Genomic DNA, 24,496 nt, shown 5'->3' on the forward strand with positions numbered 1-24,496 from the left:
GTTAGCGCGGTGCCTTGCGGATGGCGCCGTCGAGGCGGATTTTCCGCTGCGTGAAATCGCGCACCGTGTCGCGAATGGCGATCTGTGTTTCGTTAAGCATCAGGCGGCCTCGTTCATCGGCGTTGCGTTCGGGCCCGCGCGAAGTTCGCTGAGCCGCTCTTCGTATTCGGCCATTGCCGCCTCCTTGACCGGGCCGTAGCCGCGGATCATCTCGGGCAGATCGGCGAGCGCTGCGGCATGGTCGATGGTGGCATGACCAAGATCGCCGCACAGTTCGGCGATCATCTGCCGATAGTCCGCCGCCAGCGCCCGCTCCCTTCGCCGTTCCTGCGTGTATCCGAACGGATCGGCCCAGCTGCCGCGCAGCGATTTCAGGCGGGCGAGCATCGCGAATGCATGGAAGACCCAGGGGCCGAACTTGCGCTTCTTCGGGCGGCCGGTGGCCGGGTCCATCCGCGAGAGCAGGGGAGGGGCAAGCCAGACGCCGATCGCGCCGGTCTCGGAAAACTGCTCTTCCAGCGCCCTGCGAAAGTCGGGGGCCGCGTAAAGGCGCGCGACCTCATATTCGTCCTTATACGCCATCAGGCGATAGCCCTGCGTGGCCACGGAGCGCACGAAAGCCTCGCCGCGCTTGCCCAGAGGCGCGGCGGAGGCGGCTGCCTGATCGACCATTGCGGCGTAGATGCGCGCATAGGCCTCGTTCTGATACGCGATCAGGTCCGAGGTGCGGCGGGCGATCAATGCTTCGAGGGTTTCTGGCGTCGGTGCTGCGGGCGTGGCGATACCGGCGGCCTGCTCGACCGTGGCCATGTCGACCGCCGCCAGACGTCCCCATGCGAATGCGCGCCGGTTCAGTTCGACCGCTGCGCCATTGGCTTCGATCGCGGCTTCGAAAGCGCTGGCTTCCAGCGGGAGGAGGCCCTTCTGCCAGGCGTAGCCGACGATCAGGGTGTTGGCCGCGACATTGTTGCCGAACAGCCCTTCGGCAATGCGGGTGGCGCTGAGCAGGAAGCCGTTGGCTCCCGTGCGGCCAAGCAGCGTCTCGACGATTTTCGGCGTCGGCAATGCGAAGTCGCGATCCGAGACGACATCGGCAGTGGGGGTCTCGTCACCGTTGAGGACCACCGCGCCGCGTCCTCTGGCGAACTTGCGCAGCGAATCCGGGCTGGCGGCGACCAGAGCATCGGTGCCCAGCAGCAGGTCGGTCTCTCCCGATCCGATCCGCACGGCGTGGATGTCGCTGCCCTGTGGGGCGATCCGCACCTGGCTCACCACCGCGCCGTTCTTTTGCGCAAGGCCGGTGAAGTCCAGCACCGTGGCGTTGCGGCCCGACAAGTGCGCGGCAGTGCCCAGCAGGGCGCCGGTGGTCAGGACGCCAAGCCCGCCGATCCCCGCGACATAGATGTTGTAGACGGTCTCGAGCGCGGGGATCGTCGGCTCGGGAATTGTCCCGAAGTGCTCGGCTTCCAGTGCGCGGATGCGGTCGGGGGCGGGCTTGCGCAGTTTGGCGCCGGCGATCTCGATGAAGCTCGGGCAGAACCCTTTCGTGCAGGAGAAATCCTTGTTGCAGGCGGACTGATTGATCCGGCGCTTCACGCCATAAGGTGTCTTGAGCGGCTCCACCGAAATGCAGTTGGACTGTACCGAACAATCTCCGCAGCCTTCGCAGACGCGCTCATTGATGAAGACCCGCCGGTCGGGATCGGGAAAGGCGCCGCGCTTGCGGCGACGGCGCTTCTCGGCGGCGCAAGTCTGTTCGTAAAGGATCGCGGTGACGCCGGGGACTTGGCGCAGGGTCTTTTGCAGGCTGTCCATCGCGTCGCGGTGGTGCAGGGTGACGCCGGCAGGCAGGCTCGATCGCGGCCAGTTCTCGGGCATGTCGCTGACGAGATGGACCGCACCGACGCCCTCAGCGACGAGTTGCGCAAGAATGCGGCGTGGTTCCAGCGCGCCTTCGGCGGGCTGGCCGCCGGTCATCGCCACGGCATCGTTGTAGAGGATCTTGAAGGTGATGTTGGTGCCCGCCGCCACGGCCGCGCGGATCGCCAGCAGCCCGCTGTGCTGGTAGGTGCCATCGCCCAGGTTCTGGAAGATGTGGCCCGTCTGCGAGAATGGTGCTGCGCCGACCCATTGCAGGCCCTCGCCGCCCATCTGGCTGAAGGTCGGGGTCTTCAGCTTCGGCTGCGAGAGCGCCATGACATGGCAACCGATGCCGCCGCCCGCCATCGAACCTTCCGGCGTCCGGGTTGAACTGTTGTGCGGGCAGCCCGAGCAGAAGAACGGCTTGCGGGCGGGGAATGCGATTACCTCGCCGCGCGACCCGGCGGCTTCCAGCGCCGACAGCCGGGTCGTCAGGTCGATCGCGCCGTCCGGGGCGATGCGCTGGACCAGGGCCCTGGCGACCATCAGCGGGTTGAATTCCGAAACGACCGGCAGCAGTTGCCTGCCGTCCGGGGCGGTCTTGCCCGAAACGCGCGGGCGCCTGCCGTCGTGATTGAACAAGGCGGACTTGATCTGGCTTTCGACCGTCGGCCCCTTTTCCTCGATGACGAGGATTTCCTCCGCTCCCTTCGCGAAGGCCAGCAGCGGATCGGTGGCGAGCGGCCAGCTCATCGCCACCTTGTAGATCGAGAGGCCGAGTGCCTCGGCTTCGTCCTTGCCGATGCCGAGGTTGGACAGGGCCTGCATCAGGTCCTGATGCGCCTTGCCGACCGTCACGACGGCCAGGCGTGTGCGGCCAGCCTCGAACACCGGCGCGTCGATGCGATTGGCGGTGGCCCAGCCCACGGCGGCGGGAATGCGCTCCTCGATCATGCGCCGTTCGTATTCGGCGCGTTCGGCGGGCCAGTTGATCGACGGGTCCCAGTTCAGCCCGTGCGACGGCACCAGCCCCGCCGGTGAGGCATAAGCGGGATAGGGATCGGGAAGGTCGAAGGTCGCGGCGCTTTCGACGACCTCGGCGATCGTCTTCATCGCGACCCACACGCCCGAGAAGCGCGACATGGCGATGCCCGCCATGCCCAGCGTGAGGATTTCCGAGACGTTGGCCGGCTGCAACACCGGCATGTGAACCGACTGGAAGATGCCGTCGGTCTGGTGCGGGAACATCGATGACTGCGCGCTGTGGTCGTCGCCGCCGATCGCCAAGACGCCGCCCAGCGGCGAAGTGCCCAGCATGTTCGCATTGCGGAACACGTCGCCCGTCCGGTCGACGCCGTTGCCCTTGCCGTACCAGATGCCGAAGACACCATCGGCCTTGGACGGACCATAAGCCTTGTGCATCTGCGCGCCCCACAGGGCGGTGGCGGCTAGATCCTCGTTCAGCCCCGGCTGGAAGACGACTTCATGCGCGTCGAGGTACTTCTGCGCCTTCCACAGCTGCTGGTCGTAAGCCCCTACGGGAGAACCGCGATAGCCGGAGATCAGGCCCGCCGTCCGCAGGCCCCGATGCCTGTCGAGGCGCCGCTGCATCAGCGGCAGGCGCACGAGGGCCTGGATGCCGGTCATGAAGGCAGGGCCGGTCTCGGCCTGGTAGATGGCGTCCAGGCTGATGATCCCCTCGTGTCGCATTGTCGTTCTCCTTGCGGGTCCGAAAGTAGCCGGGAAACGCGAGGGAGAGTTGCCAAACATGGCGCGATCGAGCTTCTGATTTGAACAATTTTACTAGTTAATGTAGATTGTGTGGAATATATCGCTAATGATCGATCTTATGGTGGGGAAGTGATGAGCCGGGCACTTGATTCCTACGACCGCAAGATTCTCCAGTGCATCAGCGAGGATGGCCGCATCACGTGGAGCGATCTTGCCGAGCGGATCGGCCTCAGCCTGACCCCCACGGCCCGGCGGGTTCGCGCGCTGGAGGAAGAGGGATATATCCTCGGATACTTCGCGCGGCTGGACGAGAAGAAGCTCGCCGGCCCGATATCCGTTTTCGTCTCGGTGACCCTCGACAAGCAGGTCCGCACCGCCCTCGAGGCATTCGAAAGCCGGGCGGCGGACCTGCCCGAGATCATGAGCGGATTCCTTATGTCAGGCGGCGCGGATTACCTGTTGCGGGTCGTGGTCCGGGACCTGGATCACTACCGGGATCTCCTCGAGGTGCTGACGCAAATTCCCAACGTCGCGCATATCCAGAGCAGCTTTGCGCTGAAGTCCTTCATCAACCGGCCCGCGCCGCGCATCACTTCGGCTTGAACCAAAAAAGACGGCCTGCAGCCGAAGAGGCGCAGGCCGTCAGGGTGGTTGGGACTTGCTGGCCGGTCAGAGATCTTCGAGAATTTCGAGAATATTCCCGGACGGGTCGGTGAAGAACGCCTGCCCTTCCATGTAGGGGCTGAAGATCACGGTGACGCCGTTTTCCTCCAGACGGCGCGCGACCCGCTTCACGTCAGCGACGGAGAAGGCGAGATGCGGGGCCATCGGCGTTTCCTGAAGCACGCGCCGGGGCGGCAGTTCGTCGTCGTCCACCGGGCGGAGCAGGTGGATCTGCTTCGAGCCGATCTGGAGCCATAGCCCCGGCTGCGGCTGCGGAACGCGCCACACTTCCGTGAGGCCGAGAAGCCCGACGTAGAAATCGCGCGAAGCCTGTTCGTCGCGGATCGCCAGATTGACGTGGGAGATCCGCTCCACCAGGCTCGTACCGATAGCTTCAGACATGATGCGCTCCGCGAATGGACATGCCCTGATTGGCATCGGCGCCTGCGAATTGCCATTAGCGATTGTTCATCGGGGCAATGCATCGGCGGCATGGCCGTCAGGCATGCCGATCCCTCATGGCGACCATGAGAACACGGACTTTGCGTCTCTCTCCTCCTTCGCACTACCCATCTGCGGATTGGTTTTGGCGGCAGGGAATGGAGAGCGCAGGACATGGACGTGATTGACGCCGAGATCGCCGAACTGGAGGACCGGAGGGCCGCAGGGATCGTCGAGGCCGACTATCAGACCTTGGCGAGCATGGTCGATGCCGACTACGTCCACGTCGATGCCGATGGCTCGATAAGTAACAAGGCGGGCTACTTGGCTGCCGTGTGCCAGCAGGGCGGTCGATATGTCGAGTATCGCGTCACCGAGAACCACATCAGCCATGTCGGTGACCTTGCCATCGTGCGCGGCTCGTTCGTGAATGTGTTCAGGGCGAGCGACGGCGCCGTCCGCCGCAAGGCTGCGCGCCATTTGCGGCTCTATCGCCTCCAGGCGGACGGCTGGCGCAATATCTATCATCAAGGCACCTCGATCGCGGCAGCCGAGCCGGTCCTCGCCGATCTGCTGATCGGGGAGTGAGGCGATGAAGGGATACTTGCGCGCCGCCTTCGACGCTTTCCTGTTCGCGCTGGTCGGCACCGTCTGCCTGGCGAGTTTCCTGCCTGTGCGCGGCGCGGGAACGTCGGTGGTTGACATGGCAGCGGACGCGGCCATCGTGCTGCTGTTCTTCCTGCAGGGGGCGAAGCTGTCGCGTGAGGCGCTGTTGTCTGGCGCGGGCGCATGGAAACTGCATCTGGCGGTCCTCGGATCGACCTTCGTGCTGTTTCCGCTTCTGGGCCTGGGGATCGAGCGGCTGGGCGTCCTCGATCCGGTGATGGCTTCGGGCCTGCTGTTCCTGACGCTGCTTCCCTCCACGGTGCAGTCGTCCATCGCGTTCACTTCGGTCGCCAGAGGCAATGTCGCGGCGGCGGTCTGCAGCGCGTCGTTTTCCAATCTTCTGGGCATCGCCCTGACGCCCATCCTCGCAAGCGTGCTGATGCGCGTCGAGGGGGGAGGCGGGTTGCTGGGAATGTCGTGGGGCGGGGTGCGCACGATTGCCCTGCAGCTTCTGCTGCCGTTCGTCGCCGGGCACCTGCTGCGTCCGTGGATCGGCCCATGGGTCGCGCGGCATCGTCCGTTGGTGATGGTGTCCGACCGAGGCTCGATCCTGCTGGTCGTCTACTCGGCTTTCAGCGCGGCCATCGTCGAAGGTTTGTGGCACCGCGTGGCGCCGGAGGCGCTGGCGCAGCTTGCGCTGTGGTGCGTTATTCTGCTTGCTCTCGTCCTGCTGTCGACGTGGGTTCTCGGCCGTCTGCTGGGCCTTGAGCGGGCGGACGCGATCGTTCTGCAGTTCTGTGGTTCGAAGAAGAGCCTGGTCTCCGGCGTGCCGCTGGCGGGCATTCTGTTCCCTGCCTCGCAAGTGGGCGCGGCGGTGCTGCCGCTCATGCTGTTCCATCAGATACAGCTGTTCGCCTGCGCCATTCTGGCCCGGCATTACGCCGACCGCGAGGAGGAACCCTTGGCCCGGCGCGGGACGGTGGTTTGACCTCGATCTGGAAAGGTTATCTAACGGCCGCAGTCTGCCAATGGAGTCGCGCGGGGTCATGGAACTCAGGCAAATTCGATACTTCAAGGCGGTCGCGGATGCGTCCAGTTTCGTGCGCGGCGCCTATTACCTCAACGTCGCCCAGCCCGCCCTGAGCCGTTCGATCGCCAAGCTGGAGGACGAGGTCGGGCAGGCTCTATTCGTGCGGCACAGCACGGGCGTATCGCTGACCGATGCGGGGGAGCGCTTCTATCGCAGGGCCACCGGCATTCTCGAATCGGTGAAGCAACTGGTCGATGAAATGGCGACGGAGGACAGCGACTTTACCGGGACCATCGCGCTTGGCGCCCCGCAATCCATCCATGCCAAGCTGCTGCTGCCGGTCATGGCGGGGTTTCTGGCCCGCTATCCCGGCTGCCGCGTGGACCTGATCCAGGGCTCGAGTTCGTACTTGCGGGACAGGATCGCCGCCGGCGACCTCGACGTGGCGCTCATCTCCAATTCGGCCAGCACCAGCGGGGTGATGATGACCCCGCTGGTCAACGAGAACTTCTGCCTCGTCTGTCCGCGCGAGAGGCGAGGGGAGTTCGCGGATACGGTCAGCGTGCCGGATCTTGTCGGCCTTCCGCTGGTCCTTGTCGGCTATCCGCAGAGCACGCTCTCGTACCTGGAGGCCGCCTATCCGGAAGTGACGCGCAAGCTGGTCGTGCGCAGCGAGGTCAACAGTTCGGCCCTGGTCGGCGACCTTGTCGAGCGGGGCGCGGGTTTCGGCATCGCGCCCAGCTGCGTCATCGGCCCGGAGAGGGCGGAGCGGCTGAGTTTCGTGCCGATCGCGGGGTTGCAGGCCTCATGGGCGATCGCGACGCAATGGAACCGGCAGGGCCTGCGCGCGATCCGCGAAATTCATGAAATGCTGCTCTCGCTGGTCGCCGATCAGGTGGCTGCGGGCGAATGGCCGACGGCGCGGATCCCCGAAGCGGCCGATACCCATCGCGCATAGCCTTTGCGCCTGAGACATGCCGTCCGGGCATATGCGCGATGAGAATACAGTCTTGGACAGTATCTGCACGGGCATGACACAAAACTGAAACGGAGCGGCGCACAGGCGTCTCTCCCCGCACGACGGAGGTCATGTCATGGGGCAAGCCATCGCCGATACCGTACCGCTCTGCGCCGACAGGATCGGGCAGGGCGAACCGCTTCTGCTTCTCCACGGCGGGAACGCCGATCGCAGCCAATTCGCGGTGTTCATGCCGCATCTGGGAGACGGCATTCAGGCCATCGCGCTCGACCAGCGCGATTCTCCGGATAGCCCGTGCGAACCGACCCCTTACGGTATGGCGGAGCACGCACGGGACATTGCCGCTTTCCTCGACGGGAGCGGGCTGGAGCGGGCGCATGTCTTCGGATCGTCCTATGGCGGCGCAGTGGCGATGACGTTCGCCGTGCTGTTCCCTGAGCGCGTGAAAAGCGTAATCCTCGGGGCGACCGCCTCGGCGCGGAGCCGGTTTCATCTGCCGGACCTCGGCGCGCTGGGGCTCGTCGATCCGGCGGCGGTGCGGCGCTTCATGCTGGAAACGGTGATCGCTCCTGAAGCGATCGACCTGCAGCCGGAACTGGTCGCGCAGACCAACGCCGTTCTGGTGACGCGGGAGCCCCAGGCCTTCGCCCGGCGCATGGCGGCCCTCGACAGGCATGACATCACCGGCAGGCTGGGCGAGATCACCGCGCCCACGCTGGTGATATGCGGCGACAGCGATCCGATCATCCGCGTGGATGAGGCGCGCGAACTCGCGGCGGCAATACCCGGTGGCTCGTTCGCGCTGCTTGCGGGCAGTCGGCACGGGATCACCCTCGAACACCGGCAGCGTACGGCGGATATCGTGCGCGCTTTCGTGCTCGCCCACGCCTGAGCGGTCTCGGGCGGCCATGACCATGAACTGTAACAGGGAGTACTTTCGATGATCCGGCCCAGAGCCCGCAAAGTCCTGGTCTGCGGCGCCAGCATCGCCGGCCCGGCATTGGCATGGTGGCTGGAGCGCTACGGCTTCGACGTGACCGTCGTGGAGCGGGCAGGCACGATCCGCAGCGGCGGCTATGCGATCGATATCCGTGGCACCGCCGTCGACGTGTGTGAGCGCATGGGCCTGATGCCGGCGCTGCGCGAGGAACATATCAACGCGCAAAGCTGGACGTTTCGCAATTCCCGCCGCGTGATCTCCAGCATCCGGCAGGAAGACATCACCGGCGGCGTCGTCGGCCGTGACGTGGAAGTGCAGCGCGGCGTCATCTCGGGCCTGCTCCATGACATGACGAAGGGCACGATCCCCTATCGCTTCGATGACAGCGTGATCGCCATGGCCGACCACGACGGCGGGATCGACGTGACGTTCCGCAGCGGGCGGCAGGAAAGGTTCGATCTGGTGATCGCGGCAGACGGGCTGCATTCGACGACCCGTGCCCTTGCGTTCGGTCCCGCCGACCAGTTCTATCGCTACCTTGGTTGCTGCTTCGTCGGCTTCACGATGCCCAACAACCACGGCTTCTCACGCGAGGCGGTGATCTACAATGAGCCCGGCCTCATGGCGCTGGTCTACGAGACCGGGGCGGAGCGGATGAACGCGCTGCTCGCCTATCGCCGCGAGGCTCCGGCGCGCGAGGAGTACACCGACATGGATCGCCTGCACCGCGACCTGCAGACGCGGTATGCCGGCCAGGGATGGATCGTGCCCGAAATGCTCTCGGAAGCGCGAAAGTCTGCGGACATCTACTTCGATTCGATGACGCAGATCCACATGCCGCAGTGGTCGAAAGGACGGGTGGGCGTCGTCGGGGACGCCGCCTACGGACCCTCGTTCTTCTCGGGGCAGGGCACGAGCCTTGCGCTTGTCGGCGCCTATGTCCTTGCGGGCGAACTGGCGACGCATGCCGATCACCGCGAGGCGTTCGCCGCTTATGAGCGCAAAGCCCGCGCCTTCGTCGAGCAGAACCAGGCGACGGCGCACGGCGGCTCAGACATCATGGTCCCCGCCACGCGCGCCAAGATCTGGAAGCGCAACGTGATGATGGACCTGTCGCCGATCCTCACGCGCTTCGGGTTGATCGGGCGCAAATCGCGCCAACTCAACAGCGCGTTGACGATCACCGATTACCACGCGGCCGGGCTGGTGCCCACCGCAGCGTAGAATGCCCGCACCGGCGACGGTGCGGGAAAGCAGACCAAAAACGAAAGCCGGGCAGGCCCGAGCGTCGAGGATGCGTCTTCGGCGAGCGGGAAAGCATGTCCGTCAGGGAGTCACACATGCTGCCGCGAAAGATCGCGCCGGCTTAAATCATGAGGGTTCAGTCGATGATCTATGTACGAGCCATTCTGCTTGCCGGCACCACGCTGGCATTCATGCCGCTTCCGTCCGCCAAGGCGCAGGAAATCCCGCAGGATACCGCTGAGCCCGCAGCTGGCGGCGAGATCGTCGTCCAGGCCCGCAAGCGCAACGAGCGTTTGCTCGACATTCCCGAGACGATCAGCGCGATCACCGCCGACACCATCCGCGATGCCGGCATTTCATCGCTCAACGACCTCGGACGGCAGACCCCGAACATCATCCTCAACCGGCGGCAGGACAACGAGCCCAACGTCGTGATCCGCGGCGTCGGCGCCTTCGGCAACACGCAGGGCGTCGGTTTTTACATCGACGACGTGCAGAACTTCACCGACCAGTCGGCCTCGGTCGAGGATGTCGAGCGCATCGAGATACTCAAGGGGCCGCAGGGCACCCTCTACGGCGGCAGCAACATCGGCGGCGCCATCAAGTACGTGCTCAAGAAGCCCACCGACGTCTACGGCGGCGAGGCGCGTGTCGAATACGGCGGCTTCGATACCGTGAATGCCTTCGCGGCGGTCAACGCCCCGCTTGCCGACGGCTTCGCGGTTCGCGCATCGGGTTACTACAACCGCACGGGTGGTTACATCGCCAATACCCTGCTGGGCGGAAATCCCGATCAGGGCACCGAATGGGGCACCCGCATCGCCATCGGCTGGCAGCCCACCGATGCGCTCGACGTCCAGTTCAGCTACCGGCACAACGAACTGAGCAACGGCGGCAACGTCTATGTCACCGCCGCAGAAACCGACAGTAGCGCCGCCTATCGCCGTACGGTCGACTACAACACCGACGTCATGAACAAGCGCCGTGTCGACGGCGGCATCCTCAGCGTCGCCTACGATCTGGGCACAGTCGAACTGACCAACGTGACGTCCTATACCCGCCGCAAGAACCAGTTGCGCTGGGATCTCGACTACAGTTCGGCCGATGGCATCACCGCCTTCAACGGGAATCGCGACAAGGCCAGCGTGTTCACGCAGGAACTGCGCCTCGCTTCTTCGGGTTCCGGGCCGTTCGACTGGCTGGTCGGCGCCTACTACGCGGCGGTCGACAATCGCGGGATGACCAACAATCTCGACCTGCTGGTCGGCCCTGATGCGGGCGGGCCGCAGTTCATTGAGAACTACAACAACGGGGACACGATCGAGCGGCAATACGCCGCCTTCGCCACCGCCAACTACCGTATCGGCGGCCTCCACATCGGCGCGGGTCTGCGTGTCGCCCGCAGCGCCTTCACCGGCCGGGACTACAACGTGCCGCTCTCGGTGAACGTCAATGACACGACCGTACTGCCCAAGATCACGCTGTCCTACGACCTGGCCCCGGATGTCATGGTCTACGCCAACCTGGCGCAGGGCGTCGAGCCGGGCCGCGTCAACGTCACGACCGGAACGGGCGGTGCCTACAAGTCCGAACGCGCCACCAGCTACGAGGCGGGGATCAAGGGATCGGCGCTCGGGCGCAGCCTGACCTTCGAGCTTGCGGGCTACTACATCGATTACAAGCGCCGCCAGTTCGAAACCCAGTTCGTCAACGACGACGGCGCGATCAGCGAGGAAGTCACCAACATCGGCCGCTCGGTCAGCTACGGTCTCGAGGGCGGGCTGTCCTATCGCCCGCTCCCCGGCCTGACCCTGTCCGCATCCGGCGGCTGGCTCCATTCGCGCTGGAAGGATGCCGATGCGCTCTACAGCTTCGTGCCGGTAGACGGGCTGACAGTGCCCAATGCGCCTTCGGTCACCGCGAACGGCAGCATCGACTACCGGATTCCGGTGTCCGACACCCTCGAACTCGGCCTGCGCGGCGATTACAGCCACATGGGCAAGTTCTACTGGAACATCCTGAACACATCGCGCCAGAAGGCTTACGACATCGTCAACCTGCGGGCCTCGCTCGGCGCGCCCGACGGCCGCTGGGAAGTCGCGGTGCGGGGCGAGAACATCTTCAACGCCAAGTACTACAACGAGTTCACCGCCGACGTGTTCACCGTGGGCGAGGGCTTGGGCGCACCGGGCATGCCCGCCCGCGTCATGGCCTCACTTTCGTTCAAGATGTGAACGGAGCGCCCGAGATGGCCCGGAACTGGCGGGATACCGCGTCCTTCACCCTGTTCCTTGCCTGCCTGACGTCGCGCACGGCAGCCTCCCATATCCCTTCGCCTCAAACGACTTGAACAGGAATACAACGATGTCGCATTTCACCGCACGGCCGGAACTTTGCGGGACTTTCGGCGCGGTCGCGTCCACCCACTGGATTGCCAGCGCGGTCGGCATGCGGATGCTGGAGGCAGGCGGAAATGCCTTCGATGCCGCTGCCGCCGCAGGCTTCACGCTGCAGGTCGTGGAGCCGCACCTCAACGGGCCGGGCGGTGACGTGCCGATCCTCGTCGCGCGGGCGGGCGATCCCGCGCCCACCGCGATCTGCGGGCAGGCGCCATCTCCGGCCGCAGCCGACATCGCGGCCTTCACCGCGCTCGGCCTCGACATGATTCCCGGCACGGGGCTGCTCGCGGCCTGCGTGCCGGGCGCTTTCGGCGCCTGGGTCACGATGCTGCGCGATCATGGGACGATGCGCCTGCGCGACGTGCTGGAGCCGGCGATCCATTATGCCCGCGCCGGTCACCCGATCCTCGCAGGTGCCGTCGCAGCCATCGCATCGGTCGCGCCGCTCTTCCGGGAGGAGTGGCAAAGCTCCGCGTCGCTGTTCCTTCCCGGCGGCGATGTGCCCACCGCGGGTACGCTGTTCGCCAATCCGGCGCTCGCGGATTTCTACGAAGGGCTGCTCGCCCATGCCGAAGCGGCGGGGGGCGATCGGGAAGCCCAGATCGAGGCGGCGCTGGCTTATTGGTATGAAGGCCATGTCGCCGAGACGATCGACGCCTACTGCCGCACGTCCGAGGCGATGGACAGCAGCGGGCGTCGCCACGGCGGCTTGCTGCGCGGCGACGACATGGCCGGATGGCGCCCGCCGATCGAAGCACCGCTGTCCATCGAACACGGCGACCACACCCTGTTCAAGTGCGGCAGTTGGAGCCAGGGTCCGGCGATGCTGCAGGCGCTGCAGATCCTCAAGGGCATAGACATCGCCGCGATGCCGCCGGAATCGCCCGAATACGTCCATACGGTGAGCGAGGCCATCAAGCTCGCCATGGCCGATCGCGACGCCTGGTACGGCGAAGGGCTGGGCGGCGATGTGCTGAACGTCCTGCTGAGCGAGGGCTATGCCGCAGAACGCCGCGCGCTGATCGGGCAGGAGGCGAGCGGGGAACTGCGTCCGGGCGCGCCCGGCGGGGTTCTCCCGCAACTGCCTCCGGTGCGCCGCCGGGGCGAAGCGGGCGCGTCGATCGGCGGCGGCGAACCGACGATGGCGGGGGAGCGCGGAACAGCCATCGATCAACACCAGCGCGGCGATACCTGCCATGTCGACGTGGTGGACCGCTGGGGCAACATGGTCTCGGCGACGCCGTCGGGCGGCTGGCTGCAATCGAGCCCGGCGATACCGGGCCTCGGTTTCGCGCTGGGAACGCGCATGCAGATGTTCTGGCTGGCCGAAGGACTGCCCAGTTCGCTCCGCCCGCGCACCCGTCCGCGCACGACGCTGACGCCGTCGATGGCCTATCGCGACGGCCGACCCTACCTTGCCTTCGGCACGCCGGGCGGCGATCAGCAGGAGCAATGGTCGCTGCTGCTCTGGCTCGCGCACGTGGTCCATGGCCGCCCGCTGCAGGCCGCGATCGAGACCCCCGCCTTCCACACCGACCACATGTTGGCGAGTTTCTGGCCGCGCGAGGCGGACCTTGGCACCCTGACCGTGGAGAGCCGCTTTCCCGAGGCTACGCGCGCCGATCTTGTGCGGCGCGGTCACGCGCTTCAGGTCGGCGGTCCGTGGTCCGAAGGGCGGCTTTCGGCCTGTGCCTTCGATGCGAGAGCAGGGGGATTGCTTCGCGCAGCCGCCAACCCGCGCGGTATGCAGGGCTACGCAATCGCCCGCTGAAAGAAGGTTGACGCCGCGCCGCCGTCTGATTTATATCCATCCGGTCAGATAAAAATGGATGGCAGTGTGGGGCGCAAGAAATCTATCGACCGGGACCGGGTTCTCGATGCCGCCGAGGCTGTGGTCGCCGGTGTCGGCGCCGCGCGCCTGACGCTCGAGGGCGTTGCGCGAGAAGCGGGCATCAGCAAGGGCAGCGTGGTCTATGACTACGGGTCGAAGCAGGCGCTGCTCGAAGCGATGGTCCAGCGTGCCGTGGCGCGCGACAATGCCTTTAACGAGGCTGCGGCGGAATCCTGCGATGCTCCCGATAACCGCACGCTTCACGGGCGCATCGCCGCAGCGGCGCAGCCGTTTCCCGATGCGTTCCGCGCGGCAGCGCTGAACATCTGCGCCGCGCTTGCGCAGGATCAGAACTTGCGCGCGGCGATCCAGGAGAACCAGAGCGCGGTCATCGCCCGCATCCGCGCCGAGGCGGATGGCGCACGCGGCCCGATGCTGGCTTATCTGGCGCTGGAGGGGCTCAAGCTGCTCGAATCCCTCGACTATCATCAATGGTCCGAAGCCGAGCGCGATGCGCTGCTCGGCGATATACGGTGGCTGGCCTCTACGCGCGCCGGCTAACGAACTTCCCTTACACAAGAAAGCGACACCCCATCATGACCGACCGCATCGCGGAGGGAGGCAGCCGTGCCTTTCTTCCTTCTTCAGACGCGCCCATCTTCCTGACGGGCGGCAGCGGCTATCTCGGCCGCAATCTCATCCGTCATTTCGTCTCGGCCGGCGCCCCGGTGGCCGCGCTGGTGCGCTCACCGGAGGCCGCGGACGTGGTTCGCAAACTGGGGGCAAGGCCGGTCGAAGGGCGCCTTGACGATCCGCACCTCCCGCAGGCGATGGCGGGATGCGCTGCTCTGGTCCATGCAGCTGCCCATACCGGCCACGGCCCGGAAACGCCGGACCATGAAGCGGTCAATGTCGAGGGCACGCGCGCCGTCTTTGCAGCCGCGCGCAAGGCCGGTGTCAGGCGCGCCGTTCACGTCAGCACCGAATCCGTCCTTCTCGACGGGCGACCGCTGGTGTGCGTCGATGAAAGCCATCCGTTCCCCAAGCGGTTTCCCGGCGCCTATTCGCGCACCAAGACCCAAGCCGAGCGCATTGCACGCGCCGCGGCGGGCGAGGGGCTTGAGGTTGTGGCCGTGCGGCCCCGGTTCGTCTGGGGGCGGGACGACACGACGGCGCTCCCGATCCTGACGGCCGCAGCCCGTTCCGGCCAGATGGCGTGGATCGACGGCGGCCACTACCTGACTTCGGCGACGCATGTGGCCAACGCCTGCCACGGTATCGATCTCGCCCTGCGCAAAGGCCGGAGCGGCGAAGTCTACTTCATCACCGACGGTGAGCCGATGGCATTCCGCAGCCTTGTGACGCGCATTCTGGAAACGCAGGGCATCGCGGCTCCCACCAGGGAAGTGCCGTCATGGGTGGTGCGCAGCGTCGCCCGGATCGGAGAAGGTCTGGCCATGCTCTCGGGCGGGAAGATCAAGCCGCCGGTCACGCGGCAGGATCTCGCGACGATGGCGGTGGAGGTCACGCTGGACATTGCGAAGGCCCGGCGCGAACTGGGATATGCGCCGCAAGTCTCGGTGGAAGCAGGACTTGCCGAATTAGCCGACGCTCAACAGTGGTAGATGCCCGGCTGAGGCGCCGCACCCGGCCGGCCTGCCTCCACCCACTCCACTTTCGCCTCCAGGAATGCCAGCGCGGCATCGAGTTCGGTGCGCCGTTCCTGGAGCCGGGCGATCTGGCTGCGCAGGATTTCGGCCGTGCGCTGCGCCGAGCCAGCGCCGCGGCGGTACTCGTCGCCGAGGGCGCGTATTTCCGCCAGCGAGTATCCGAGCGATTGTTGCAGGCGGATCATCTGCGCCGCAGTCACGTCATCCTGCGTGAATACTTGGTAGGGATTGGCGCCGCCCTTGGCGCTCCTCTCCGGCTTTAGCAGGCCCTTGTTGACGTAGAAACGAACCGTATCGACCGACAGACCGGTGGTTCGGGCGAACTGGGAAATCAGCATGAAAGGCTCTTGACCATGGACTATACTCCACACTTATAGGTCATGCCCGTCAACTTTTGGAGTAAATTCATGACAGGCGAAAATGTGCTTCCCCGGATCATCCTTGGCGACGGCGGCCCCGCTATCGGCATTCAGGGCCTCGGCTGCATGGGCATGAGCGAGTTCTACGGCGAAACCAACGAGGCGGAGGCCTACGCGACCCTCGACCGTGCACTGGAACTGGGCGTGACGATGTTCGATACCGCCGACGTCTACGGCATGGGAGATAACGAGCGATTCCTCGCGCGGTTCGTGAAGGCCAACCGCGACCGGGCCGTGATCGCCACCAAGTTCGGCTATGCCCGCACACCCGAGACGCCCGACGACTGGAGCCTCGACAACCGGCCCGAGTTCATTCGCAAGGCGGCCGATGCCTCGCTCGGGCGGCTCGGGGTCGATGTGATCGACCTCTACTACATGCACCGCCGCAGCGCCGACGTGCCGCTGGCCGAATCCATTGGGGCGATGGCCGAGTTGGTCGAGGCGGGAAAAGTGCGGGCGATCGCCCTGTCAGCGGTCTCGGCGGAGGAACTGCGCGAGGCGCATGCGATCCATCCGATTGCCGCGCTGCAGTCGGAATGGTCGATCTTCACTCGGACGATTGAGGCCGAGGTCGTGCCCGCTGCTGTCGAACTGGGCGTTACGGTGGTTCCCTATTCGCCGCTTGGCCGGGGCATGCTCACGGGACAGGCGTTCGCCAAGGCCATCGGCAGTGAGGATGCCCGCCATCACTTCCCGCGCTTCTCGCCCGAGAACCTTGACGCGAACATGCGCCTCGTCGCGACCATCGACGGTATCGCGGCCGGACTGGGCTTCACCTCGGCGCAAGTGGCGATCGCCTGGCTTTATGCCAAGGCGCGCGAACTGGGCGTGGCGATCGCGCCGATCCCCGGCACCCGCAACCGCACTCGCCTGGAACAGAACGTTGCCGCCGCGTCGGTGGTGCTCGACACATCGGCGCTCGATGCCCTGGAACCGCTGGCGCGCGAAGTCGCCGGCATCGCCGTCTGACCTTTCGGAACCCTCGCGAGTTTGGCTATGCACCGACCCAAGATTACCACCGATCGCCTGACCTTGCGTCCCCATACGATCGACGATCTCGATGCCGTGTTCGAACTCGCGACCGATCCGGCGGTCCTCCGGTTCATTCGGGGTCTGCCCACGTCGCGCGAGGAGGCATGGCATCGCCTTCTGCGCTATGCGGGACACTGGAGCCTGCTGGGGTTCGGCATGTTCGCGGTGTTCGAGCGCTCCAGCGAAGCCTTCATCGGAGAAGTGGGTCTCGCCGATTTCCAGCGCGGACTGGGCCCGGATTTTGACGGAATTCCGGAAGCAGCTTGGCTCTTCACCGGCGCGTCCCATGGCCAAGGATTCGCACTGGAAGCGATGCAGGCGCTGCTGGATTGGTTCGATGGTGAACGCCTGGAATGTCGATGCGTCTGCATCATCGACATTGAGAATAACGGGTCAATCAGGCTCGGATCGAAACTGGGGTTCGAGCAGTATGGCGTTACGCACTATCGCGGCGCGAATGTCGGAAAGTACGAGCGCGTTATGGATTGAGGGGCTTCGCCGCAGATGTGGCCGTCTCGGATAGCTAAATGATGAGTTTCGGCGAGTGTCCGCGTTACCGCTTATATTATTTTTTTAAATAAGAAACAGCGGACGGATATCTCAAAATCGGCCCTTTAGATTGACATTGCCAAACTTTTTGGAGCCGCAGGTCTTGGGAGCGGCATCTGGGCAAAGGAGCGGCCGCAATGTGGTGGGTTCAATGGGTTGCCGCAACACAAGCTTGGAAACGCTCGGCGGGTGTTTGGTATTCGAGCGTTTTCCTTGGTCGTTCGTTGAGTTGTCGGGCGACAGCGCTCAGTTTGGCCTGGCTGTATAGCGACAGATCTGTTCCTCTGGGAAAATACTGTCGCAGCAGGCGATTGGTGTTCTCCTTCGAGCCTCGCTGCTAAGGCGATTGCGGACCGCAGAAATCGACATCGACATCGGTAGCCAGCGTAAGGCGTGGATGATCGGGCAGGTCCTTGGCGCAGCCCGACGTAAGCGACTTGTAGAGTTCGCGCGACAAGCGCTGCGTCTGTCTGATCAGCGCCGACACGAGGCTCCTGGAGTCCTTAGTTGGCGACCTTGACCAGCATTGCGATGTAGCTGTTCTTCGTGCCTCCGATCAGATCGCCTTCCCAGTGGCCGGGAATGGCGCGGTCCTCGACAGAGGCGGGGCGCTCGCTGATCGACGCGGCATCCTTGATCTGGCCCAGGCCGTTGCGCTTGAGGTTGGCGTGCCGGGACCTGCGGATGGTGCGCCGGGCGCGCAGATGCTCCAGCAGTTCCTTTTTCAGAACTCCCCGCGCCTGTATGTACAGGCTTCGGTCGATGGTCTCGTGCGATATCTGCCTATGCGACTCCTCGGGAAAACTGCGCCTGAGCCACCCCGCGATCTGTTCCGGTGATCATTTACGGCGCAGCTTGGCCGATACTGTGCGTGCCAGTGGTGGCGAGCAAGCCAGCTTACAGGACTTGGGCTGCAAGGCACGGTCCCATGCCGCCTGATCGGACGCGGTCGCCCGATACCGCGTAGGGCCGCCGTTACGCCTGACTTCGCGACTGATCGTCGAGAGCGCGCGGCCCAGTCGTCGTGCTATCGCACGCAAGGGTTCGCTGACGCTCAGGCCCCGCGATATCTCCTCCCGCTCGGCAAGGCTCAGCGCACGCCTGCCACGCTTGCGATCGGCGGGCCGGATACCCCCAGTCGGCGAAATCACCGAAAATACCGAAGATGACTCGCGATCAAACCTTCGTCCAATCGAACTCATCGACTCCCCGCGCTGCCAGCGATCCCATATCTCTGCTTGCTGACTGGCCGTGTAATGGATCCGACGACGCTGCTTCATCGCGACACTCCATCTTCTTCGAAAGATTAAAGTGTTGCCGCCACCCGTTGAACCCACCGCCCGAAGCTTGCAACCGAAGGGAAAATAAAATGCTGTAAAGTCATTGTATTGTTGATGAAGTTCGGCGGACGCCCTTGGGTTCTGGTCGTCATTCTACCTTTTCTGGCTCTATGAGATGCGCGAAGCCACCACCCCCCCGAGTGGTATCCAAATTCGAATGTGAGGGTAAATTTGGATACTTTTCGCGGGCCGCCATGAAACCGCGCGGAACACAAGAACTGGTCCTATTCCAGCCGCAACGTGCGCATCCAGTTGCCCGTCGTGGTGCCGTATGCCTCCGACATCGAGCACGCCGAGGCCCTGATGCTGGAGGCGGCAAAGTCGGTGAAGCGCGTGCTCGTCGCTCCGCCGTCGACCGTCTGGCTGGACAGCTTCGCCGAGAACGGCGTCAGCTTCGTCATCCACGTGTGGATCACCGATCCCCAGGAAGGCATCGGCAATGTCAGGTCCAATGTCCTCAAGACCTTGTGGCGGCTGATGCTCGAGCACGGCATCAAGGTGCCGTAGCCGCCGCGCGATCTCAATCTGCGCGACACCGAGGCGATGCGCGATGTGATTGAGGCTCTTCGCGGCCGGACACCGGATAATCCTTGAAGGCCTGATCGCCGCCGGGTGAAGCGCACGAATGCCGCGAGGCAGCCCCGATCACCGTCCGTTTCACCATGAATCGCTGTTGCAAGCGAAAGCAACCCTTGGGAAACGCGGCCTGCGCCGGATTGCTTCGCTTTGCTCGCAAGTCGCGCTCCGGTGTCGTCTGGCATCAGGGTGCAACCGCGCCAGTGAATGTTTCTCGCCGTCTGCGCCTCGTATAGCGCGATGGCTCTACGAAGCCGGGGATCGGAATCGTGCCGGCGCGCACGCCCGGCGTACGGCCTTTGGCCGGAATCGATTGGCGATGGTGCGTGCGGGAAGGCTTTGCACACCGACGTCTCGTAATCGGATGCATCGTTTGGTGACTGTCAGGCGCGCAGGCCCTCGTTCCCGCCGCAGTCGTCGCTTGGCAATGTTGCGGTGACATCCGTGGCGCGCCGAGTCCGGCGGTCTTACCCGACTGCGCGGCGATCGCTCCCCCGAACGGGGTTGCTTCTCGCCCCGGTCGGGCGAAGGCGATGCGCCGTCCGTCCTGGAACCATCCCGCCGGTCGCCTCGATCCATCGTTCCACCGCGCGGCGGGATCGCGATCAGGTGGACAGAAACGCGAAGCTCTTGGCCAGCGAGGTGAAGCGGTCGGTTACGAACGGCGGTTCCTGTTCGACATAGAACTGGCGCACGCCCGCTGCGTAGGCCGCCGGCAGCAGCCTCTCCCAGTCCAGCATTCCGGCCCCCACTTCGGCCGGGTCCTGGCGAAAAGCGAAGTTGGGAACGGTCGAGGCCTTGATGTCCTTGACGTGCACCTGCCTTACGCGCCCGGCATGTTCCGTCACGAAAGCGACAGGGTCCAGTCCCGCCGCTGCGACCCAGCCAAGGTCGATCTCGAAATCGATCAGCTTCGGGTCGATCCGGTCCTTCAGGATCTGCCAACCCGTCGTCCCGTCCACCGGCTCGAATTCGGCATTGTGATTGTGATAGGCCAGCCTGACACCATGCGCCGCCAGCGCGGCACCCCGGGCGTTGAGGAGATCGGCCGTGCGACGCCACAGGTCGCCGCCCTGCAGCCGCGCCGCCCGTTGGAGGTAATCGCCAAAGGGCTCGTCCTTTTCCCGCGCGATGTCGCGCGGGAAGATGAACATGGGCATCACCGCGTCGCGCGTGCCGAGCACGGCCAGATCGGCGGCTATGCGCGCGGCGTCGTCGTCCGTGGTGCCCAACAGGCCGTCGCTCAGATGGATGCTGGCGATCTTCAGGCCGGCCGTATCCGCCGCGCTGCGCAGTTGCTGCGGCGTGTAACCGTGCATTCCGGCAAGTTCGACAGTGCGATAGCCGATCGCCGCAAGCTTGTTCAGCGTGTCCTGCAGATCGCTGCGTACCATCGGATCCACGGCATAGACCTGCACGCCCGCAGGCAAATCGTGCTTCTTGAGGAAACTGCTCGACCTGGCCCGAGCCGCAGCGGGCAAGGCGGCGCCCAGACTGGCAGCAAATGCGGAAGCTATGAAGTTGCGGCGGCGGAGATGGATCATCGGGTGCCTGTCAACAAAGGGAAGCATCGGCGCCGCTGACGGCGTCGTCCCAGACCTAAGCGAGGCGGGATCGCGCGGCAACGTAAATTATATGTCATTAAATATTTGCGTGAAAATGACCGCATGGCGGTACAGTCACGCGGCGTCATGATAAGAGGGCGCATGGTCGAAAGCATGATGCATACGTCGCTTGAGAGGCCGCGCAGCCGCAAATCATCGGGTGCGCGCGGCGCAAGGTACGCCAAGGGCGATGCCCGGCGAGAGGAGATCCTGCGCGGCGTGACCGATCTCATCGTGCGCGAAGGTTATCGCCGCCAGTCCCTGCGTGAGATCGGGGCGGCGCTGTCGATCGAACCGGCGCATATCCTGTACTACTTCGCCAGCCGGGAGGACCTTCTGCAGCGCGTGATCGAATTGTGGGACAGGGATTCGATTGCGAGCTTGTCGAAGGATGCGGATGTGCCGCCAAGTCTGGACTTGTTCGTGGCGGCCGTCAGGCGCAATTGCGAGGCTCCGGGGATCGGCCTGCTGTTCCTGGCCTTCGCGACGGAGGCCGCCGATAGGGCTCATCCGGCCCATGATTTCTTTCGTCGGCGCGTGTCACGTATCCATGCCGATCTGAGCAAGGCGATCAGGAGGGAGCAGGCGCAAGGAGCGATACACACCGCGGTGGATGCCCAATTGACGGCGCGGCAACTGATGGCTCTGGCTGACGGGCTTCAACTTCAAGCCAGTACGGGTGCTCCCATCGACGTGGTCAGCGACCTGAAAATGACCATCGGCGATCTGAGGCGACGTACCCTGCGCGGGTGAGCTGCGAAATTCGCTGCAGGGTAAGCGGAGGGCAAGGCAAGATGGGCCAGGGAACGTATGTTGCAGCGGCGGCGCTTTTCTGAACTCGAAGCCGCCCGTGGGCGTCGCCGCTTACGGCCTCCGTCATCGTCGAAAAGCAGGACCTCGCCGCGACGTGTCGCTCTGGAATCGAAATTTACAAGATCTATGAAAGCAAACTTGAAGGCATTGTTTGCCGTTCTGGAAAATGGTGCATGAAATAATCGAAACCATGGCTACTTGGTGAAAGCAGAGCCGAAACGGGAAGCGCCGACTGTCGCGAATTTATTCCGCGAGTGCGTTTCAATAGACCCCTCGTGAGGCGATGACGGCGGGCACGGTACGAAAGCAGATGGCAAGATCATAGAGCGTCGACTTGCGCAGGGCATAGAGTGCATCGAGGCGCACCCGTGCCTCATAGGATACTTCATTCCGGCCGCTGACTTGCCACAAGCCGGTAAGTCCGGGGCGGACCGAACAATAGGCGCCGAACCGGCTGCCGTACCGCTGAATCTCCGCCTCGATGATCGGCCGTGGTCCCACGATGCTCATGTGTCCGACAAGGATGTTGAAGAGTTGTGGCAGTTCGTCGAGGCTGCTCTTGCGCAGGATCGCGCCGACCGGGGTTATGCGGGGATCGCTGCGCAGTTTCTGGTCGCGCTGCCATTCCGCCCGCGCTTCGGGTGAGGATGCAAGCAAGTCGTTCAGCACTGCCTGCGCATTCACGACCATCGAACGGAACTTGAGGCAGGGGAACAGCTTGCCGTCCCGGCCGACGCGATATTGCACGAACAGGACCGGCCCCGGCGCGGACAGCTTAATCGCCAGCGCGGCGAGGATCAGAAACGGGAGAAAGATGAGGATGGCGGTGAAAGCCACGAGGATATCGAAGATGCGCCCGACGATGGACAGCGCCTTTTCTTCGTTTGAATTGCCCGGCGCTGGCTGGGCGGATCGTGCGACCGACGGGCTATCGCCTATCATTGCCGCCGCGCCCATGCGATGCGCATCCGATCCGACCGGATTGGCATATACGGTGAAAGATGGGGCGCAATTCGCCCGCGCCGTGTCTTCGAAATGATTCGAGAGAGCTTCCATCGATCCACCCTGAAATAGTGAAAGCGGCTTAGAGACTGCCACACATTGGTTGATGGCATGGTAATAGAAGTTAAGGTCGCGTCAATAATACTACGCTGCACTGCGGCATCATCGAATGGTCCGATTGCAATGTATTAATTCTGCTCGGAGTGCGGGGGGGCGCCTAAAGTCGCCAATTCCCGGTTTTTCGACCATCGGGTTTTTACTCCGATGTGGATGCTGCAGAAATTTAATCCTTCAAACCGGATCAGACATTTCCGTCCATTGTATCCGACCGGCCGCCTATTGCCGCGCTACAATCGTTGATTATCCGCTCTCGGCGAATCATAGCGGTCAAATGCTGCGGCAAAGATGCCCGGTCAGCCTTCGCGAAATGCCCGTTCCAGCTGGTCGGCCAATGGTTTCAAGATGTAGCTGAGCATCGTTCGGCGGCCGGTCTGGATGAAAGTTTCCGCCGGCATCCCCGGACGCAGGCGCAACTGTCCGAGCCTGGCGATTTCGCCCTTGTCCAGGGCAACCGTGACGCGGTAGAAAGCGCTGTGTGTCGTCTTGTCATCGGTTCGATCGGCGGAGACGTGCGTGACGATGCCGTTCAATTCGGGCGTCGTGCGGGCTGAAAAGGCGCTGAAGCGCAAGATCGCCTTCTGGCCGACGTGAACCTGGTCGATGTCCACCGGCGAAATCGTTGCCTCAACTATCATGCGGTCGTCGTCGGGGACCAGTTCAAGGATGGTCTGCCCGGCGGGGACCACGCCGCCCACCGTGCGGAACGCCAGCTTGTCGACCGTGCCCGACTGCGGGGCGCGGATGATGGCCCGCGCATAATTGTCGTCGGCGGCTACTTGCGCCCGTCGCAGCTCGCTGATCCGGGCGAGCACGTCCATCAATTCGGCGGCGGCGCTGCTTCGCGCGTCCGCCTGCACCGAGCCCATCTGCAAACGCAGTTCGCCGATCCGGGCGGCCCCGGATATGGCCGCTTCGCGCGCGCCATGCGCTTCGGCGGTGAGCCCCGATGCCGACCGCTCAAGTGCGTTCAGCCGGTCAAGCGTCGTGTAGCGTTTTTCATAGAGCCTGCGCGTAGCATCCAGTTCGTCGTTGATGAGAGTCGCCTGTTCGGCATAGCTTTGCGCCTTGGTACGGGAACTGGCCATATCGGCCGCAGTCTGGTTGATCCGCTGGCCGAGTTGAGCTGTCATGGAGCGGCGGGCATCACGGCGAAGGCTGAACGTCCGGCGCTCCTGTTCCATCAGTGCCGCCACGTTGGGATCGTTCGCGCGGGCCCTGAGTTCGGCCGGGAACGCTACGTCAGCGCCGTTGTCGCGCTCGGCGGTCAGCCGCGCTGCGCGGGCCAGCAGTTGATCGACGTTCTCGCCGGTATAGGTGGCCGCGGCGCCGCTGACCCTGGAATCCAGGCGTATCAGCGGCTGGCCCTTGGAAACATGATCTCCGTCACGCACCATGATGTCGGCGACGACCCCCCCGGCAGGGTGCCCGATTTCCTTGACGTGGCTTGACATGGTGACCTCGCCGGGACCGATGACCGCCCCTGTCATCGGCAGGAATGCCGCGAGCCCGCCAAGCCCGAACACCAGGGCGCCGCACAGCAACAGTCCGGTGCGAACCTCGTTTTGCAGACTGCGTGCAGGTTCATAGCCCGTTGCGCTTGCGGAACGGGAAAGGGCGGGAGGAGGTATGATGATTTCGCTGGACAC

Annotated in this window: 21 protein-coding genes and 1 pseudogene; 14 read left to right on the top strand and 8 right to left on the bottom strand. The window is 64.4% G+C overall.

From position 1 onward, the window contains the following. Position 1: 1 nt before the first annotated feature. Positions 2–100, bottom strand: a complete 99-nt coding sequence (locus HWN72_RS31285) for an acyl-CoA dehydrogenase family protein (RefSeq protein ID WP_248006253.1) — start codon at positions 98–100, stop codon at positions 2–4. Further along, positions 100–3,570 (bottom strand): indolepyruvate ferredoxin oxidoreductase family protein, encoded by a 3,471-nt coding sequence (locus HWN72_RS22590; protein ID WP_211151474.1) that lies wholly within the window; start codon positions 3,568–3,570, stop codon positions 100–102. Before HWN72_RS22590 ends, HWN72_RS31285 begins: the two co-directional genes overlap by 1 nt. A gap of 153 nt (positions 3,571–3,723) precedes the next feature. Here HWN72_RS22590 and HWN72_RS22595 point away from each other — a divergent pair, with 153 nt between their 5' ends. After that, positions 3,724–4,194, top strand: a complete 471-nt coding sequence (locus tag HWN72_RS22595) for an Lrp/AsnC family transcriptional regulator (RefSeq protein ID WP_211151475.1) — start codon at positions 3,724–3,726, stop codon at positions 4,192–4,194. 66 nt (positions 4,195–4,260) lie between these two features. On the opposite strand, the gene HWN72_RS22600 is transcribed toward HWN72_RS22595, so the two are convergent. Beyond that, the gene (locus HWN72_RS22600; protein ID WP_211151476.1) at positions 4,261–4,656 is read right to left on the bottom strand and encodes a VOC family protein; all 396 of its coding nucleotides are present in this window, start codon (positions 4,654–4,656) and stop codon (positions 4,261–4,263) included. 213 nt (positions 4,657–4,869) lie between these two features. Between HWN72_RS22600 and HWN72_RS22605 the strand changes: the two genes are divergently transcribed. From HWN72_RS22605 to HWN72_RS22645, 9 genes are all read left to right on the top strand, one after another. Then, entirely contained in the window at positions 4,870–5,283 is a 414-nt protein-coding gene (locus HWN72_RS22605; RefSeq protein ID WP_211151477.1) for a nuclear transport factor 2 family protein, read from the top strand. A gap of 4 nt (positions 5,284–5,287) precedes the next feature. After that, positions 5,288–6,289 carry a bile acid:sodium symporter family protein gene (locus tag HWN72_RS22610; RefSeq protein WP_211151478.1) on the top strand — a complete coding sequence of 334 codons (1,002 nt, stop codon included), beginning with the start codon at positions 5,288–5,290 and terminating at the stop codon, positions 6,287–6,289. 58 nt (positions 6,290–6,347) lie between these two features. Further along, a complete protein-coding gene (locus tag HWN72_RS22615) occupies positions 6,348–7,289 on the top strand; it encodes a LysR family transcriptional regulator (RefSeq protein ID WP_211151479.1) in 942 nt (313 codons plus the stop codon). Between the two features lie 136 nt (positions 7,290–7,425). Next, positions 7,426–8,202 (top strand): alpha/beta fold hydrolase, encoded by a 777-nt coding sequence (locus HWN72_RS22620; protein ID WP_211151480.1) that lies wholly within the window; start codon positions 7,426–7,428, stop codon positions 8,200–8,202. Positions 8,203–8,250: 48 nt separating this feature from the next. Further along, positions 8,251–9,474, top strand: a complete 1,224-nt coding sequence (locus HWN72_RS22625) for an FAD-dependent monooxygenase (RefSeq protein WP_211151481.1) — start codon at positions 8,251–8,253, stop codon at positions 9,472–9,474. A 149-nt stretch (positions 9,475–9,623) separates the two neighbouring features. Beyond that, the gene (locus tag HWN72_RS22630) at positions 9,624–11,729 is read left to right on the top strand and encodes a TonB-dependent receptor (protein ID WP_211151482.1); all 2,106 of its coding nucleotides are present in this window, start codon (positions 9,624–9,626) and stop codon (positions 11,727–11,729) included. A 130-nt stretch (positions 11,730–11,859) separates the two neighbouring features. Continuing rightward, complete coding sequence (locus HWN72_RS22635; RefSeq protein ID WP_211151483.1) at positions 11,860–13,665, top strand: gamma-glutamyltransferase family protein; 1,806 nt, start codon at positions 11,860–11,862, stop codon at positions 13,663–13,665. A 66-nt stretch (positions 13,666–13,731) separates the two neighbouring features. After that, positions 13,732–14,286, top strand: a complete 555-nt coding sequence (locus HWN72_RS22640) for a TetR/AcrR family transcriptional regulator (protein ID WP_211151484.1) — start codon at positions 13,732–13,734, stop codon at positions 14,284–14,286. Between the two features lie 35 nt (positions 14,287–14,321). Further along, positions 14,322–15,350, top strand: coding sequence for an NAD-dependent epimerase/dehydratase family protein (locus HWN72_RS22645; protein WP_211151485.1), 1,029 nt, complete (start codon positions 14,322–14,324; stop codon positions 15,348–15,350). On the opposite strand, the gene HWN72_RS22650 is transcribed toward HWN72_RS22645, so the two are convergent. Continuing rightward, the gene (locus HWN72_RS22650; protein WP_211151486.1) at positions 15,338–15,733 is read right to left on the bottom strand and encodes a MerR family transcriptional regulator; all 396 of its coding nucleotides are present in this window, start codon (positions 15,731–15,733) and stop codon (positions 15,338–15,340) included. The two genes, HWN72_RS22645 and HWN72_RS22650, sit on opposite strands and share 13 nt — an antisense overlap. 69 nt (positions 15,734–15,802) lie before the next feature. Between HWN72_RS22650 and HWN72_RS22655 the strand changes: the two genes are divergently transcribed. Beyond that, positions 15,803–16,783: an aldo/keto reductase gene (locus HWN72_RS22655; protein ID WP_211151487.1), complete on the top strand. Its 981-nt coding sequence runs from the start codon at positions 15,803–15,805 to the stop codon at positions 16,781–16,783. A gap of 27 nt (positions 16,784–16,810) precedes the next feature. Further along, positions 16,811–17,335, top strand: a complete 525-nt coding sequence (locus tag HWN72_RS22660; RefSeq protein ID WP_211151488.1) for a GNAT family N-acetyltransferase — start codon at positions 16,811–16,813, stop codon at positions 17,333–17,335. 208 nt (positions 17,336–17,543) lie between these two features. Here HWN72_RS22660 and HWN72_RS22665 read toward each other — a convergent pair. Beyond that, positions 17,544–18,675 (bottom strand): annotated as a pseudogene (locus HWN72_RS22665) (IS30 family transposase). A 300-nt stretch (positions 18,676–18,975) separates the two neighbouring features. Here HWN72_RS22665 and HWN72_RS22670 point away from each other — a divergent pair. Further along, positions 18,976–19,242, top strand: a complete 267-nt coding sequence (locus HWN72_RS22670) for a mechanosensitive ion channel domain-containing protein (protein WP_289357133.1) — start codon at positions 18,976–18,978, stop codon at positions 19,240–19,242. Between the two features lie 674 nt (positions 19,243–19,916). On the opposite strand, the gene HWN72_RS22675 is transcribed toward HWN72_RS22670, so the two are convergent. Next, complete coding sequence (locus HWN72_RS22675) at positions 19,917–20,855, bottom strand: sugar phosphate isomerase/epimerase (RefSeq protein WP_211151489.1); 939 nt, start codon at positions 20,853–20,855, stop codon at positions 19,917–19,919. A gap of 162 nt (positions 20,856–21,017) precedes the next feature. Between HWN72_RS22675 and HWN72_RS22680 the strand changes: the two genes are divergently transcribed. Further along, positions 21,018–21,668: a TetR/AcrR family transcriptional regulator gene (locus HWN72_RS22680; protein ID WP_211151490.1), complete on the top strand. Its 651-nt coding sequence runs from the start codon at positions 21,018–21,020 to the stop codon at positions 21,666–21,668. A gap of 321 nt (positions 21,669–21,989) precedes the next feature. On the opposite strand, the gene HWN72_RS22685 is transcribed toward HWN72_RS22680, so the two are convergent. Together HWN72_RS22685 and HWN72_RS22690 are read right to left on the bottom strand one after the other, a co-directional pair. After that, positions 21,990–22,670 (bottom strand): sugar transferase, encoded by a 681-nt coding sequence (locus HWN72_RS22685; protein WP_248006255.1) that lies wholly within the window; start codon positions 22,668–22,670, stop codon positions 21,990–21,992. 473 nt (positions 22,671–23,143) lie between these two features. Continuing rightward, a complete protein-coding gene (locus HWN72_RS22690) occupies positions 23,144–24,496 on the bottom strand; it encodes an HlyD family type I secretion periplasmic adaptor subunit (RefSeq protein WP_289357132.1) in 1,353 nt (450 codons plus the stop codon).

Source organism: Novosphingobium sp. HR1a (assembly GCF_015594425.1).
GTDB classification, from domain to species: Bacteria; Pseudomonadota; Alphaproteobacteria; order Sphingomonadales; family Sphingomonadaceae; genus Novosphingobium; species Novosphingobium resinovorum_A.

What these genes read in the sequence shown, in the direction of transcription:
- HWN72_RS22655 (WP_211151487.1), top strand. Translation starts at nt 15,803, where the DNA reads ATGACAGGCGAAAATGTGCTTCCCCGGATCATCCTTGGCGACGGCGGC.
- HWN72_RS22605 (WP_211151477.1), top strand. Translation starts at nt 4,870, where the DNA reads ATGGACGTGATTGACGCCGAGATCGCCGAACTGGAGGACCGGAGGGCC.
- HWN72_RS22630 (WP_211151482.1), top strand. Translation starts at nt 9,624, where the DNA reads ATGAGGGTTCAGTCGATGATCTATGTACGAGCCATTCTGCTTGCCGGC.
- HWN72_RS22635 (WP_211151483.1), top strand. Translation starts at nt 11,860, where the DNA reads ATGTCGCATTTCACCGCACGGCCGGAACTTTGCGGGACTTTCGGCGCG.
- HWN72_RS22650 (WP_211151486.1), bottom strand. Translation starts at nt 15,733, where the DNA reads ATGCTGATTTCCCAGTTCGCCCGAACCACCGGTCTGTCGGTCGATACG.
- HWN72_RS22675 (WP_211151489.1), bottom strand. Translation starts at nt 20,855, where the DNA reads ATGATCCATCTCCGCCGCCGCAACTTCATAGCTTCCGCATTTGCTGCC.
- HWN72_RS22685 (WP_248006255.1), bottom strand. Translation starts at nt 22,670, where the DNA reads ATGATAGGCGATAGCCCGTCGGTCGCACGATCCGCCCAGCCAGCGCCG.
- HWN72_RS22645 (WP_211151485.1), top strand. Translation starts at nt 14,322, where the DNA reads ATGACCGACCGCATCGCGGAGGGAGGCAGCCGTGCCTTTCTTCCTTCT.
- HWN72_RS22620 (WP_211151480.1), top strand. Translation starts at nt 7,426, where the DNA reads ATGGGGCAAGCCATCGCCGATACCGTACCGCTCTGCGCCGACAGGATC.
- HWN72_RS22680 (WP_211151490.1), top strand. Translation starts at nt 21,018, where the DNA reads ATGGTCGAAAGCATGATGCATACGTCGCTTGAGAGGCCGCGCAGCCGC.
- HWN72_RS22595 (WP_211151475.1), top strand. Translation starts at nt 3,724, where the DNA reads ATGAGCCGGGCACTTGATTCCTACGACCGCAAGATTCTCCAGTGCATC.
- HWN72_RS22660 (WP_211151488.1), top strand. Translation starts at nt 16,811, where the DNA reads ATGCACCGACCCAAGATTACCACCGATCGCCTGACCTTGCGTCCCCAT.
- HWN72_RS22610 (WP_211151478.1), top strand. Translation starts at nt 5,288, where the DNA reads ATGAAGGGATACTTGCGCGCCGCCTTCGACGCTTTCCTGTTCGCGCTG.
- HWN72_RS22590 (WP_211151474.1), bottom strand. Translation starts at nt 3,570, where the DNA reads ATGCGACACGAGGGGATCATCAGCCTGGACGCCATCTACCAGGCCGAG.
- HWN72_RS22600 (WP_211151476.1), bottom strand. Translation starts at nt 4,656, where the DNA reads ATGTCTGAAGCTATCGGTACGAGCCTGGTGGAGCGGATCTCCCACGTC.
- HWN72_RS22615 (WP_211151479.1), top strand. Translation starts at nt 6,348, where the DNA reads ATGGAACTCAGGCAAATTCGATACTTCAAGGCGGTCGCGGATGCGTCC.
- HWN72_RS22625 (WP_211151481.1), top strand. Translation starts at nt 8,251, where the DNA reads ATGATCCGGCCCAGAGCCCGCAAAGTCCTGGTCTGCGGCGCCAGCATC.
- HWN72_RS31285 (WP_248006253.1), bottom strand. Translation starts at nt 100, where the DNA reads ATGCTTAACGAAACACAGATCGCCATTCGCGACACGGTGCGCGATTTC.